The sequence below is a fragment of the Latilactobacillus parafuchuensis genome, from assembly GCF_055271665.1.
Genome location: NZ_CM143875.1, coordinates 1,509,849 through 1,522,735, shown reverse-complemented (window position 1 = coordinate 1,522,735; position 12,887 = coordinate 1,509,849). Strand labels below are relative to the sequence as shown.

The window sequence follows — 12,887 nt, the reverse complement described above, 5'->3', positions numbered from 1 at the left end:
AAGGAGTGATTTACATGCGTTTAGTTAATATTACAAATTCATATCAGCGACTTGTTAGCCAACAACTAGCAACGACCGCTGCAGACTACGTTAAAGTTTACTCTCTCGGTAAAACAACCATTCTTTATACCCGTTCATCGAAATCAGCCGAAATCCTCATGGAAAATAAAGTTCGGAATGTTCAACAAAGTGAAATAGATTTCGTTCTTGATAAGTTAGTCCCAAAACATATCAATAATGACGACTTAGCAATCCTAAATGATGGCCAATTGGTTGAAATCACAATTCCTAGTGCGTTGTTAACCTCTGCTTAATTTAAAAACAGTTCACTTGAAGTCAATTTTCAATGAACTGTTTTTTTGTTGCTTTTTCTAAATTGATTAACCCACTATATTTTTCATTAATTCCTACCGTTTATCCCGTATTATTACCTTAAATTATGATAGACTGTTAATAATGAATAACGTTTTACAAGGAGTTCTTATGAATTTAATCAGTTTGCTTCAATCGTTATTTAAAAAACGACCGAAATCAGTCGTTCATCAACAGTCAGTTCAAGCCACTCAGCCAGAACCCCATTTCTCATCCGTTGACCAACCCGTTAACAATGAGCTTTTTGACGTTCCTGAGCAACCGACAACCCAGATTGCAGTTGCGCCTCAACCTAAAATTTGTCATGCAACGATCCATTATTTAAACGAACACAATCAACCTCTCTGCTCTCCGATTAATTTAACAGGAAATGAGCACACTGCAATTCATCTTCCCTGGTTAAAATTTACGGGTTATTATCTAGCCAATATTCATAATTTACAACAAAATTTCGATCAATCACCGACAACCATCTGGTTAACTTATTTACCTAAAATGGCAGCACCGGTTTTTGTCATTCATCGTAATCTTGATGGTGGCCCCTTAGTTAAACCGCAACTATTGCGTGGTGCCTTAAATGAATCCTATCAAGCCAAACCGTTTGACGGGGGCGTCAATTTCGTGCAACACGTTTCCGCTAACCAAACGGGTCATTTTCAAGAAAAAACCCAGACTGTTGTCTTTGAATACGATCCCTTAAATTTGAAATATGCTAACACCGATGATGTGCGTTACATTCAATTATTAGCTAGTACACCGGTTTACAAAAAGCCCAGTCAAGAAACCCAGCTCACCACTCAGTTACCCAAGCATTCAATCTGGCGACTCTTCGGAACTGCTACAACGACGGCCGGTATCTGTTGGTATAACTTAGGCGGGTATTGGATTTTACCGACTGAATACGAATTATTAGCCACCAATCCCTATCTCAAACAAACTTACCGAGTGCCACCGCAGTTTAATCTCGATTATCAAACGATTACGTCTGAAGACGTTACGCTGCAAGGCCATATCTTAGGTGCGGCTGTCACTTTATGGCAAGCCCCTTATATTGCCCCAGTTCGGTGTCAGGTTCAAGAACAACAAGCTGTTAATCTGATTCAGGTCGTCATTTTAGATAACCACAGCCGTTGGTATGAACTCAGCAATCATTATTGGATTCTCGCATCATTAGTCACAGTTGATGATGCTTAAACTAAGCTTATCAAAAGAAGGCCACCATCCTGATTGAATAGGATGGTGGCCTTCTTTTTTAGATCATGCTTCTACCTTCACGTGCTTCTCAAGCAAACCTTTCCGCCTAACTACAGAAGGGCAATCATGGTCGGTTCACCATAATTGCCCTTCTTAGGTTATGCTCAAGGTTTAACCGCTTGAGATAGCACTTCTATAGTTTTGCTGTTAATTCTACTTCTGGGTACTTGTCTGCAAACCAGCGTTCTGCAAATTTATTTTCGAATAAGAACAATGGTGCGTCGTTGATATCTTTGACCAATAAATTACGCGATGACGACATCTTTTCATCTAATTGATCTGGATTAATCCAACGAGCCGTTCTTGAGCCGATTGGTTCCATGATGACTTCTGAATTATATTCGTGCTGCATCCGGTATTGGAAGACTTCGAATTGTAATTGACCGACTGCGCCTAAAATATAGTCACTGGTCGTATAGGTTTTATATAACTGAATGGCGCCTTCTTGAACCAGTTGTTGAATTCCTTTATGGAATGACTTCTGTTTCATAACGTTTTTAGCCGTGACGCGCATAAAGAGTTCTGGTGTGAATTGTGGTAATTTTTCAAATGAGATTGCCTCTTTACCCGCGTAAATGGTATCCCCAATTTGGAAGTTCCCCGTATCATACAACCCAACAATATCACCAGCCACGGCACTCGTGACCTGTTCACGCGTATCAGCCATAAATTCGGTTGAATTATTTAACCGCATCTTTTTACCAGTCCGTGTTAGCGTAACGTCGATGCCCCGTTGAAACTCGCCGGAACAAATTCGGACAAACGCAATTCGATCCCGATGAGCCGGGTTCATATTAGCCTGAATCTTAAAGATGAAACCTGAAAAATCAGGTGCAGTCGGCGTGATTTCAGTCGCTTCTTGGGTCAGATGTACTTCTGGTTGAGGCGCCATATCGACAAATGATTCTAAGAAAGTCTTGACCCCAAAATTAGTCAACGCTGAACCGAAGAAGATTGGTGTTTGGTCCCCAGTCGCAATCTTAGCGGGATCATAAGCATTCCCCGCTTCACCGATTAATTCGATGTCATCAAGTGCTTGAGTGTACACTGAATCTTCTTTTAACGGGTTGTCCCCCGCAATACGGCCAGCTTCATCTAATGCTAAATAGGGTTCTTCAACATCTGTAGGCCGATAAAGTTCGATCCGCTTCTTAGTAATATCGTAAAGACCACGTAAATCTTTACCCATCCCGATTGGCCAGTTCATCGCACAACCTTCGATATCCAATAATTCTTCCAGTTCAGCGATTAAATCGAGGGGTTCGCGACCATCTCGATCCAATTTATTCATGAACGTAAAGATTGGAATCCCACGCATTTTGCAGACCTTAAATAACTTCTTAGTCTGGGGTTCAATCCCTTTAGCGGAATCAATGACCATGACAGCCGCATCGACAGCCATCAACGTCCGATAAGTATCTTCGGAGAAATCTTCATGCCCAGGAGTATCCAAAATATTAATCCGTTTACCGGCATAATCGAATTGCATGACAGAACTCGTGACCGAAATACCACGTTGCTTTTCAATTTCCATCCAATCGGATTTAGCGAACTGACCACTCTTTTTACCTTTAACTGTCCCGGCTTGACGAATCACGCCCCCGAATAAAAGTAATTGTTCGGTAATCGTTGTTTTCCCGGCATCGGGATGTGAAATAATTGCGAAAGTACGGCGACGTTGCACCGCTGTTGTTAATTCTGTTGGTGTCATTACTGAGTCCTTTCTTTTGTGCCAAAAATAAGTCAGCCACTTAGGCCTAAAACAACCAGGCACGTATCCCTATTGGATTCAATAACCTGGTTGGCTTCAATCTTTTTAATTATTGCAACAACTAAACCAGCGTTTCCGATTCAGTCTGTTCGGGTATCCTTAATTTCAAATCAATTAATCGTGAACCCGCTACCGTTCCGGTCGTTAAAGTCAGTCCGTTCGGTAAATCAACTGATTCAGGATGACCACTGACTGGAATGGCACCAATTTCAGTGATCACAAAACCAGCAATCGTATCAACATCGGCGACTTGAATATCAGTACCAAAAGCATCATTGAAATCATCAATTGGCATCCGACCCATCACTGAATAATGGTGTTCATCAATTTTTTGATAAAGTTTTTCGGCTTGATCGGATTCATCATCAATTTCGCCGACAATCTCTTCAAGTAAATCTTCAATCGTCGCTAACCCGACCACACCACCATATTCGTCGAACAAAATGGCCATTTGTTGTTGCGTTTTTTTCATTTCAAATAATAAATCATCAATCGTAATTGTTTCGGGTACGAATAATGGCGCCTGCATCACCGTTTCGATTTGCATACTTTGGAAACCGGTTTGCCGCGCTTCTTTTAATAGGTTCTTGATGTGCACAATCCCAATCACTTGATCCTTATCTTCACGATAAACGGGAATTCTTGAAAATGGTTGCGCTAAAATGGCATCAATATTTTGATTATCATCATCTTGAATGTCGACCATAAACGCATCGGTTCTAGGCACCATGACTTCACGGGCCATCTTCTTATTCAAGCTAATAATCCCTTCTAGCATCTCATATTCGTCTGATTCTAATACACCAGCACTCTTACTCGATTCAATCATGTGAACCATTTCTTCACGGGTAAATTGCGGTTTGGTCTCGGAAAAATCAATCGGTGTTAATTTCATCAACAGATTGGTTGACATCGATAATAACCAGACAAACGGTCGTAATAAAACCCCCACCAATCGAATGGGTTGCACGGCCATTTTGGCAATTGCTTCCGCCCGGTGTAAGGCGACTTGTTTTGGATAGAGTTCGCCAAATACAAGTGAGAAATAGGATAAGATAATCGTCACAATGACGACCGCTGCTTCATGCGTCCAAGCAGCATCCCCCAATAACGGTGCTAATTTACCAGCAATCGTCGTAGCAGCACTCGCTGATGATAAGAAACCAGCAAATGTAATCGCAACTTGAATGGTCGCTAAGAAATTGTTGGAGTGGTTTAACACATCCAATAATACCTTCGCCTTCTTATCGCCGTTTTCGGCTTGATTCTCTAGCTTGGTGCGACTTAGTGAAACAACCGCAATCTCCGCTGCCGCAAAGAAAGCATTGATTAACGTTAAAATCAGGATCAACAGTAACTGTCCCCAAATCGAACTTCCAGGGTCAGGATTCATCGGCACATCCACTACCTTTCATTTTACAAATTTATACAAGTCACAAAGGACCTAGTATGCAGTATAGCATAGTCAATTTTAGAAATTCAATACCGGCTACAGTTTGCTAGCATCTTTTACTTTATTTCGTAATTGATTAATATCATATAGATAAACAACCACTGTCTTAGTCACCGCATAAAACGGAATGGCTAAAATCATGCCCAAGATGCCGTAAATATTACCCGCAACTAATAATAAAATAATAATCGTTAACGGATGAATGTCCAGTGAGCGACCAATGACGTTCGGATAAATTAAATTCCCGTCAATTTGTTGAACAATCACCACCACCACAATTACCATAATCGTCTTTGGAATCGAGATTGATAACCCGATAATCAACGCTGGCGCAATCCCGATATAGGGTCCTAAATAAGGAATGATATTCGAAACACCCGCAATAAAACCAAGCAAATACGCATACGGCATCCCAATTATTAGGTAACCGATAAACGTGAAGACGCCGACAAATAAACATTCAAGGGCCTGTCCACCGATATAAGCTGAAATCGTCGCCCCCATCTTACGTAATAAGTCAGCGACTTGTTGATTGTAGCGTTCAGGCAACATTTTTTGAATCGTTGGGACTAAGTGGTGCCCATCTTTTAACATATAAAAGAGCATGATCGGTACGGTGAAAACACCGACCGTGACACTAGTAACAGCCCCAATCATACTGCCAAAACTGCTCGTAAAGCTCTTCATAATATTTTCAGCAATTTTAGACGGTTTCAAATCTAGCTGACTAATATATTTATTGATATCAATGTTTTTAAGATGCGGATTTTTGGCAAGTTCATCGGCTAATTCCTGTAGTCGTTTCACAAAATCCGGGAGATTGGTGACCACTTGCGCCACTTGCTTCACGAGATTTGGAATAACCGTGGCCACGATAAAGATGATTCCGCCAAAAAAGACGATAAAGATAATGGCAATCGCCCAATTGCGCGATACCTTTAATTTTCCTAACAATTTGATCAACGGATTAAACAGGTAGAACAATAAACCCGCACCAATAATCGGACCAAATAAAGTTGAGATAAAGGTCCCGATTGGATCGAATAGGAAACTAATTTTAGTACAGACAAAAATCAAAACGGCAACGACTAATAGTTCAATTGACCAAAACATTAATTTGGAATGACGTAAACGATCAAACATAACATTCTCCTCCACAGTTGGCGCGCTCGAAATACACAACATTTTATGCTATGATGTTGCCAACATTATTTTCATTGTACCAAATTTCAATTCAAACTAACATGATTAACAACAGGGGGTTAATTTTTATGGACATCAAACAAACAACTAATTTATCGAGCCCTACCTACCAAGACGCGCTAACCATCCGCCAGGCCGTTTTTGTGGTGGAACAACAAGTCCCCGCTGAACTCGAAATTGATGCCTTTGAAAATCAAGCCCGCTATTTCGTCGGCTACGATCAAGGGCAACCAGTCGCCACCTTACGCTTGATTGACGAAGATCACGCCTACCACGTTCAACGCGTGGCCGTCATCAAAACCGCCCGGCATCGTGGTTATGGTCAATTGTTAATGCAGGTCGCCGCTGACTATGCCGAGAAATCCGGTAAACAAGCGCTCATTTTAAACGCGCAACTAACCGCCTTACCGTTCTATCAGAAATTAGGCTTTCATGCGACTGACACGCCAACCTTTATCGAGGCTGGCATTGAACACCAAGAAATGGTCAAGTCTTTTAAAAACGACCTAAATAGCTTATAATAAACGTCTAAAGCGAGGTTATTAATATGTCGAAACAGAAATCACTCTTGGTTAATCTATTTTTCTTTATGATTCCCTACCTATTAACAATTATGATCGCCGCTATCGCATATGATAGCTTAGTGATTCATAGTAATACTTGGGATCGCACCATTTTTGGTGGCATTGTGGCTAGTATTCTATTATATTTTGTTAAAATGCCTGTCGAACGACCTTTAACCATCATCAACGAGTTAACGCCCAGTTTAATGCTTAAAAAATTAACCGCGCTTTTCTTGATTGGTGATTCAACCTTCAAAAAAATCGGGACTTTCATGATCGACTTCGTACTCTTTTGTGTCGGAACTTACTTAATTCGCCATTTCCTACCGTTACCCTTCATCTCCGGGTCATTCCTAGGGTGGAGTGTCGCCGCCCTATTCATCTCAGTCACCATCGGCGTCGGCATCGGCTTCAACGACTTAACAATCCAACAAGACACATCGGTAGAAAACGACTGAGTGCTAACTGAGCTGGTCAGCTTCTGAGTATAGCTTAAACTAACAGATTATGACGGTTTATAAGTCATGATTTGTTAGTTGTAGCTAGACGGAAGAAGCTAGCTCAGAAGCACGTTATAATCGAAGTGTCTAACTCAAGTTGGTCAGGCTTTGAGGATTAACCTAAAAATCAGCGTTATGATTTGTACTTTGAATCATAACGCTGATTTTGTAGTTAACCGGAAAAGGCTACTTGGGTTAGCACGCTCATCTCTTCCCCACAAAAATAACCTCCGCAAAAGCGGGGGTTATTTTTGTTTGGATAAGACTAAATAGGGTTCTAACGGTGGTGCGATAACTCCTGATAACGGTTATACCAAATATCAATATATTCCTTTGAAAAAGGCCCCTTACCAGTGTTAATCCAATCAACCAAAATTTTGACATTGGCTTTCAATATCCGATCAGTCTCGGCAGAGTAATGCCACTTGGCGCTGTGCGCTTCGTATTCATCAACATCCAACAAGCGTTTCTCACCATTTGGGAAAACCTTCACATCTAGATCATAATCAATGTATTTCAAAGCTTCTTGATCTAAGACATTCGGTGATGCCAAATTGCAGTAATACGAAACGCCGCCTTCGCGAATCATAGCCACAACGTTAAACCAATACTTTTTGTGGAAATAAATAAGTGCCGGCTCTCGAGTAACCCACTTTCTGCCGTCTGATTCTGTAACTAAGGTATGATCGTTACAACCAATCACCGCGTTCTCGCTGGTTTTTAAAACCATCGTATCCCGCCATGTCCGGTGTAAACTCCCATCGTGTTTATAACTTTGAATCGCTATATAGTCGCCTTCTTTAGGAACATTCATCGCGCAACCCAGCTTTCCAAGGTTATGATTCATAATCACCTATCATTATAGCAAAGTCTGCTTAATATACCTAAAACTTTCTACCGTTAATTGGTCTTAAAGCGCGCCATTAATTTCTTTTGAACGGTCGGTAACGCAACCGTCTGTAAAGCGTCCTCTGAATACCATTGCCCTGGGAAAAAGGCCAAATCAACATCAGCCACTAATTCTGCTTGTAATAATTCAATCGTCCACTTTAGGTGGGTAAAGGTGTGGACAACTGGTTTCAGATTAGTGGGCCGTAATTGTTGCAACGTGATTGCATAAGTCTCCTGAAAGTAGCGTTCAATATAGGTCAAGATTTCTTCTGGCGTCAGGACTTCATCTTCCGGTAAAATATCAGCCGGCACGACTAATGGATAGGTGGTTAAATTCGCCAGTAACCCCGTACTCGGTCGCTTCTGCAACAAAACGCCTTGCGGTGACTGAATAATCACCGCCATTAACGCGACCGGTTTAGGCCGTTGCTTTTTAGTCTTTACCGGATAATCGAGTAACGTCCCATCTTGATAACTTCTAAAAAAGGGCGCCAAATCGGTCTCACCAACCGTCGGATTCTTAGCGGTGCAAACTTGTGAGCCAAAATCCATGACCGCTTGGTTAAAATCGCCCGGCCGGTCCTGCGGAATTAACGGTAAAATGGCGTCATAAAAAATCGAACGATTTTTCGGATTAGCGATGTCGGCGTCAATCTTTAATAGCCGACTGAAGACCCGAAACGCATTGCCATCAATTGCTGGCACGACTTCACCAAAACAAATACTGGCAATCGCACCGGCGGTATAGGGGCCAATCCCCGCTAATTTTTCTAACTCAGCTGACGTTTGCGGCCATTTTCCCGCGTAATCATCGACAATCTGGCGTGCTGCTTTTTGTAAATTACGAGCCCGCGAATAATAGCCGAGCCCCTCCCACGTTTTCAAAAGTAACTCTTCTGGCGCAGCCGCTAAATCGACCACAGTAGGGAAAGTTGTTAAAAAGCGTTCGTAATACGGAATCACCGTTTGGACCTGGGTTTGTTGTAACATAATTTCCGACAACCAGACCCGGTACGGTTCTTGGTTTAACCGCCAAGGTAACTCCCGACGGTGAACGTCATACCACGCCATAAAAGTCGTTTGAAACGCTTGAATCTCGCTAGTCGTCATCTGATAAGGCTTGTTCGTCAATGAATCGGTTGATGGCATCAATATTGAATCCCTTCCGATAAAGCGCTTGTTGCATCTTCATCCGTCGTTCTTGTGGTTCGAGTAATCGGTACCGACGCCATTTTTTGAGTCCAAGCGTCTTTAATGCGTCCTCTTCGTCATCCGGATCCGCTTCTAACGCTAAAGCCTCGATAATCAGACTTAAATCATCCCCAGAAAAGCCTTTTTGCATTAAGCCCTGTTTAATCTTTTGTTGCTGTTCAAAAAAGGAGGAATGGCGGTACTTCTTAGCCAGCTTCTGAGCGGCTGCTAAACCGACTTCGGCCCGATCATCAGTGGTATAAAGGGTTAAAGCTTGATCGATTTGTGGCCCCTTGACCCCTTTTTGAATCAGCTTTTGGCGAATGACTTTCGGCCCTTTATCGCCCGTGTGCATAACGGTGCGCACATAACTATCGGCATAATCTTGGTCATCGATGTAATGCAGTTCCCGTAATTTAGCCAGACTATGTTCAATGCCATCCGGCGTAATTTCGTGTTCCTGTAAATATTGCCGCAATTCTTTTTCAGTCCGTAATTGCCGACTTAAATAATTCAGCGCCAATTGGTAAGCTTTGGCGTCATCGTCGTCTTTTTGAATATCGCGTTGTAAGGTGGCATCCATTTCGAGTCCCTTAGCCAAGCGATATTTAATCAGGACACTTTCAGTGACGCCAAATGCAAAGGCCTCATCGATAAAAATGTTGTAGCGCCCTTTTTGTTTTTGTGACGAAATTTTAGTGATTTTAGGCATAGGCCACTCCTATTTCTTGTTTTGGCGAGTTGCTTTGACGTTTAAATAAATCTTGAAGCCAATCACGACGACTGCCAAGATTAACGTCAAAATAATCATCATTAAATCTTTTTCTTGAAAAGCATAGACCCCGATAGCTAAAACCACGACCATCGCGATTAAAAATTGATTTCGTTCTAAAAAATTCATTGATATACTCCTTTTAATTTACTGATTGTAGCATAGCATAAATGCGAAAATCCGACAAAAAATGCCGCCTACGCGTTTAAAGCTGTTATAATAGAAGTCATTCAATTCAAATCATAGGAGCTAATTAAATGCCACAACCAACAACCAACAATGAAGTCGCAGCCGGTCAACGTTTTCCATTAACGATTAAACGAATCGGGATTAACGGTGAAGGGATCGGTTATTACAAACGCAAGATTGTTTTCATCCCCGGTGCCCTACCTGAAGAAGTTGTCGTAGCCGAAGTCACTAATGTGGCCCCCCGTTTCATCGATGCTAAGGTGCATAAAATTCGTAAAATGGCGCCCAACCGCGTTGAACCCAAAGACGCAACTTACGGTCAAGTCGGTGGTATTGAACTGGAACATCTCAACTACCCTGGCCAATTAGCCTTCAAAAAAGACGTGGTCGTCCAAGCCCTCGAAAAATTCAAGCCCAACGGTTACGCCCAATACCACATTACTGAAACGGTCGGGATGGCCAATCCTTGGCATTATCGTAATAAAGCCCAATTCCAAGTGCGTGAAATCGATGGTCAGCTGGCAGCTGGTCTCTACGCACCAAGTAGCCACACTTTAATCGACTTGCCTGAATTTGCAACGCAAACCGACCTAACGATGCACATTATCCGCACCGTGCTTAAATTAGTCGAAGCACTCGGGATTCCCGTTTATGATGAACAACACAACGCTGGTATTTTGAAAACAATCGTTGTTCGTGAATCCTTCGAAACCGGTCAAGCCCAATTAACGTTGATTACCAATTCGCAAAAACTCCCTAAAAAACAAGCCTTAATCACCGCGATTCAAGAACAATTACCCGAAGTCGTTTCGATCATGCAAAACGTTAACAAAGGTAAAACCGTCATGGTTTGGGGTGATGAAACAATTCATCTGGCTGGCCAAGAAACCATCACTGAAACCTTAAACGGTATTCATTTCGAATTAACGGCGCGGGCTTTCTTCCAATTAAATCCCAAACAAACGGCCAAGATGTACGAAATGGTCGAAGACGCACTCGATTTAAACAGCAATGATCGCTTAGTCGATGCTTATTGTGGTGTCGGTACAATCGGTTTAAGTTTGGCTAACCAAGTCGCCGAAGTTCGTGGGATGGATACGATTCCGGATTCAATCGAAGCCGCAAAACACAATGCAGCTATTAATCAGATTGAAAACACCCAATATTTCGTTGGCGCTGCTGAAGAACTCTTACCACAATGGTTAGACGATGGTTTCCAACCAACTGCTTTGGTTGTTGATCCCCCTCGTACTGGTTTGGATCAACAATTAATCGACGCGATTTTATTAAGTCTCCCCGCTAAGTTTGTTTACGTTTCATGTAACCCATCAACCTTAGCTCGTGATTTAAAACAACTCACAACCCGGTACCAGGTTGAACAAATCCAACCATTGGATATGTTCCCCCAAACGGCGCGGGTTGAAGCGGTCGTCACATTAACGTTAAAATAAAACAAGCTGTGACAGAACTCGGTTATCAATTGAGTGCTCACGCCCACGGTTTGATTCTGAACATTAGCCTAGTTTTGTGAATAAGGCCGGGTTATGGACTTGTTTGCAAAACGTCGCTAAGCACAGGAATCTATGGGTGTTAGCACGTTATCAATTGCCTATCAAGTTAAAAAATAACGACCTAAATGGGGTCGTTATTTTTGTGCTATTTTTTTCGTAAAAAGAAAGTGACTAAGGGATTATCACTCGTCGTCACCAGTGTATCGGTTTTTGAAATTGAAACGACCAACAAGAAAACACCGATTAAAACCGCAATTAACGACCATGAACGCACTTGTAAGCCTTGGCTGAATCGTGAGGCTAACATATTCAATAGCCATAGAATAACAACTCCACGCCCGTTTAACCCGGCATCTCGATAGCGCCGCATCCCCATCGCTAACGTGGGAATCATTAGAAGCACTGTTAGTACCATAAAAATAGCTAATAATTGCCAACTATTAGTTTGGGGTAAACTATTTTTAGCCAACAACGCCATTAACAAACGAACACATAGATATAAAAAGGGAATGAACCAAACAATTGACAAAATCAGCATCACCCACCAATAACCGCCCCGTGTCGTTTGACCCACAAAATCAAAATAACCTTTGAAATAATCCTGTAGTGCTTGTTTTAACGTCACTTTTTGTGTTGCACCTTTCATCAAGAACCCTCCAAAAAAATTAATACCTTAATTGTACCGCACTACCGACCATCTTTGGTACAATTAAACCAGTTAAATGGAGGATGATTTTATGAAAATTTATTTTGCGAATGCTTTATTCTCACAAGCCGATTTTGAATACAATGCTCGCCTTGTCGCCCAGTTACGTCAAGCCGACCCGACTTTATCAATTTATCTACCACAAGAAAATGCGGCAATTAATGATAAGAACGCTTACGCCAATGCGGAAATGATCGCTCAAGCGGATACAGAACAGCTAACCGCCAGCGATTTAGTGATTGCGATTCTTGATGGGCCAACCATTGATGTCGGCGTGGCCAGTGAAATCGGCGTCGCTTTTGCAAAACAGATTCCAATTATCGGTCTCTACACCGACAGCCGTCAACAAGGCGCGACTAATACCAAAAAAATTGCAGCCTTACAACAAATCGCCGAGAACCAATTTCACTATTTAAACCTCTACACCGTAGGCTTAATCAAGAGTAACGGTTCGATTGTCAATTCAACCAATGACTTAATCCCGGCAGTCCAACACTATACTGATTAACCA

14 protein-coding genes are annotated in these 12,887 nt (G+C 42.0%); 6 read left to right on the top strand and 8 right to left on the bottom strand.

What is annotated here, in order from left to right:
- Positions 1-14 precede the first annotated feature (14 nt).
- Together ACVPPQ_RS07460 and ACVPPQ_RS07455 are read left to right on the top strand one after the other, a co-directional pair.
- The gene (locus ACVPPQ_RS07460; protein ID WP_463493725.1) at positions 15-314 is read left to right on the top strand and encodes a DUF1827 family protein; all 300 of its coding nucleotides are present in this window, start codon (positions 15-17) and stop codon (positions 312-314) included.
- Between the two features lie 169 nt (positions 315-483).
- Positions 484-1,566 carry a MucBP domain-containing protein gene (locus tag ACVPPQ_RS07455; RefSeq protein ID WP_463493724.1) on the top strand — a complete coding sequence of 361 codons (1,083 nt, stop codon included), beginning with the start codon at positions 484-486 and terminating at the stop codon, positions 1,564-1,566.
- A gap of 193 nt (positions 1,567-1,759) precedes the next feature.
- Here the strand turns inward: ACVPPQ_RS07455 and ACVPPQ_RS07450 are convergent, their stop codons facing one another.
- The 3 genes from ACVPPQ_RS07450 to ACVPPQ_RS07440 form a co-directional block, all read right to left on the bottom strand.
- On the bottom strand, positions 1,760-3,337 hold the full coding sequence (locus ACVPPQ_RS07450) for a peptide chain release factor 3 (protein WP_463493723.1): 1,578 nt from the start codon (positions 3,335-3,337) through the stop codon (positions 1,760-1,762).
- Positions 3,338-3,458: 121 nt separating this feature from the next.
- On the bottom strand, positions 3,459-4,790 hold the full coding sequence (locus ACVPPQ_RS07445; protein ID WP_463493722.1) for a hemolysin family protein: 1,332 nt from the start codon (positions 4,788-4,790) through the stop codon (positions 3,459-3,461).
- Positions 4,791-4,886: 96 nt separating this feature from the next.
- Complete coding sequence (locus tag ACVPPQ_RS07440) at positions 4,887-5,993, bottom strand: AI-2E family transporter (protein WP_463493721.1); 1,107 nt, start codon at positions 5,991-5,993, stop codon at positions 4,887-4,889.
- Positions 5,994-6,121: 128 nt separating this feature from the next.
- Between ACVPPQ_RS07440 and ACVPPQ_RS07435 the strand changes: the two genes are divergently transcribed.
- Positions 6,122-6,574: a GNAT family N-acetyltransferase gene (locus tag ACVPPQ_RS07435; protein ID WP_463493719.1), complete on the top strand. Its 453-nt coding sequence runs from the start codon at positions 6,122-6,124 to the stop codon at positions 6,572-6,574.
- A 26-nt stretch (positions 6,575-6,600) separates the two neighbouring features.
- Positions 6,601-7,074, top strand: a complete 474-nt coding sequence (locus tag ACVPPQ_RS07430; RefSeq protein ID WP_463493717.1) for a hypothetical protein — start codon at positions 6,601-6,603, stop codon at positions 7,072-7,074.
- Positions 7,075-7,393: 319 nt separating this feature from the next.
- Here the strand turns inward: ACVPPQ_RS07430 and ntdP are convergent, their stop codons facing one another.
- The 4 genes from ntdP to ACVPPQ_RS07410 all read right to left on the bottom strand — a co-directional run bounded on the left by ntdP (position 7,394) and on the right by ACVPPQ_RS07410 (position 10,099).
- Positions 7,394-7,930 carry a nucleoside tri-diphosphate phosphatase gene (gene ntdP / locus ACVPPQ_RS07425; protein ID WP_025083370.1) on the bottom strand — a complete coding sequence of 179 codons (537 nt, stop codon included), beginning with the start codon at positions 7,928-7,930 and terminating at the stop codon, positions 7,394-7,396.
- An 86-nt stretch (positions 7,931-8,016) separates the two neighbouring features.
- A complete protein-coding gene (gene mutY / locus ACVPPQ_RS07420) occupies positions 8,017-9,156 on the bottom strand; it encodes an A/G-specific adenine glycosylase (protein WP_463493715.1) in 1,140 nt (379 codons plus the stop codon).
- On the bottom strand, positions 9,107-9,910 hold the full coding sequence (recX, locus tag ACVPPQ_RS07415; protein WP_056950372.1) for a recombination regulator RecX: 804 nt from the start codon (positions 9,908-9,910) through the stop codon (positions 9,107-9,109). The genes mutY and recX overlap by 50 nt, the downstream gene beginning before the upstream one ends.
- 9 nt (positions 9,911-9,919) lie before the next feature.
- Entirely contained in the window at positions 9,920-10,099 is a 180-nt protein-coding gene (locus tag ACVPPQ_RS07410) for a hypothetical protein (protein ID WP_025083372.1), read from the bottom strand.
- A 128-nt stretch (positions 10,100-10,227) separates the two neighbouring features.
- On the opposite strand from ACVPPQ_RS07410, the gene rlmD reads away from it, so the two are divergent.
- On the top strand, positions 10,228-11,610 hold the full coding sequence (rlmD, locus tag ACVPPQ_RS07405; RefSeq protein WP_463493713.1) for a 23S rRNA (uracil(1939)-C(5))-methyltransferase RlmD: 1,383 nt from the start codon (positions 10,228-10,230) through the stop codon (positions 11,608-11,610).
- Positions 11,611-11,815: 205 nt separating this feature from the next.
- On the opposite strand, the gene ACVPPQ_RS07400 is transcribed toward rlmD, so the two are convergent.
- Positions 11,816-12,316 (bottom strand): DUF805 domain-containing protein, encoded by a 501-nt coding sequence (locus ACVPPQ_RS07400; RefSeq protein WP_463493711.1) that lies wholly within the window; start codon positions 12,314-12,316, stop codon positions 11,816-11,818.
- 91 nt (positions 12,317-12,407) lie between these two features.
- Between ACVPPQ_RS07400 and ACVPPQ_RS07395 the strand changes: the two genes are divergently transcribed.
- Entirely contained in the window at positions 12,408-12,884 is a 477-nt protein-coding gene (locus ACVPPQ_RS07395) for a nucleoside 2-deoxyribosyltransferase (protein ID WP_463493710.1), read from the top strand.
- The last annotated feature ends 3 nt before the right edge of the window (positions 12,885-12,887 follow it).

Bases quoted from the DNA above. Each gene is read 5' to 3' on its own strand.
- ACVPPQ_RS07430 (WP_463493717.1), top strand. From the start codon at position 6,601: ATGTCGAAACAGAAATCACTCTTGGTTAATCTATTTTTCTTTATGATT.
- ACVPPQ_RS07395 (WP_463493710.1), top strand. From the start codon at position 12,408: ATGAAAATTTATTTTGCGAATGCTTTATTCTCACAAGCCGATTTTGAA.
- ACVPPQ_RS07455 (WP_463493724.1), top strand. From the start codon at position 484: ATGAATTTAATCAGTTTGCTTCAATCGTTATTTAAAAAACGACCGAAA.
- ACVPPQ_RS07440 (WP_463493721.1), bottom strand. From the start codon at position 5,993: ATGTTTGATCGTTTACGTCATTCCAAATTAATGTTTTGGTCAATTGAA.
- ACVPPQ_RS07460 (WP_463493725.1), top strand. From the start codon at position 15: ATGCGTTTAGTTAATATTACAAATTCATATCAGCGACTTGTTAGCCAA.
- mutY (WP_463493715.1), bottom strand. From the start codon at position 9,156: ATGCCATCAACCGATTCATTGACGAACAAGCCTTATCAGATGACGACT.
- ACVPPQ_RS07445 (WP_463493722.1), bottom strand. From the start codon at position 4,790: ATGAATCCTGACCCTGGAAGTTCGATTTGGGGACAGTTACTGTTGATC.
- ACVPPQ_RS07400 (WP_463493711.1), bottom strand. From the start codon at position 12,316: ATGAAAGGTGCAACACAAAAAGTGACGTTAAAACAAGCACTACAGGAT.
- recX (WP_056950372.1), bottom strand. From the start codon at position 9,910: ATGCCTAAAATCACTAAAATTTCGTCACAAAAACAAAAAGGGCGCTAC.
- ACVPPQ_RS07435 (WP_463493719.1), top strand. From the start codon at position 6,122: ATGGACATCAAACAAACAACTAATTTATCGAGCCCTACCTACCAAGAC.
- ACVPPQ_RS07410 (WP_025083372.1), bottom strand. From the start codon at position 10,099: ATGAATTTTTTAGAACGAAATCAATTTTTAATCGCGATGGTCGTGGTT.
- ntdP (WP_025083370.1), bottom strand. From the start codon at position 7,930: ATGAATGTTCCTAAAGAAGGCGACTATATAGCGATTCAAAGTTATAAA.
- ACVPPQ_RS07450 (WP_463493723.1), bottom strand. From the start codon at position 3,337: ATGACACCAACAGAATTAACAACAGCGGTGCAACGTCGCCGTACTTTC.
- rlmD (WP_463493713.1), top strand. From the start codon at position 10,228: ATGCCACAACCAACAACCAACAATGAAGTCGCAGCCGGTCAACGTTTT.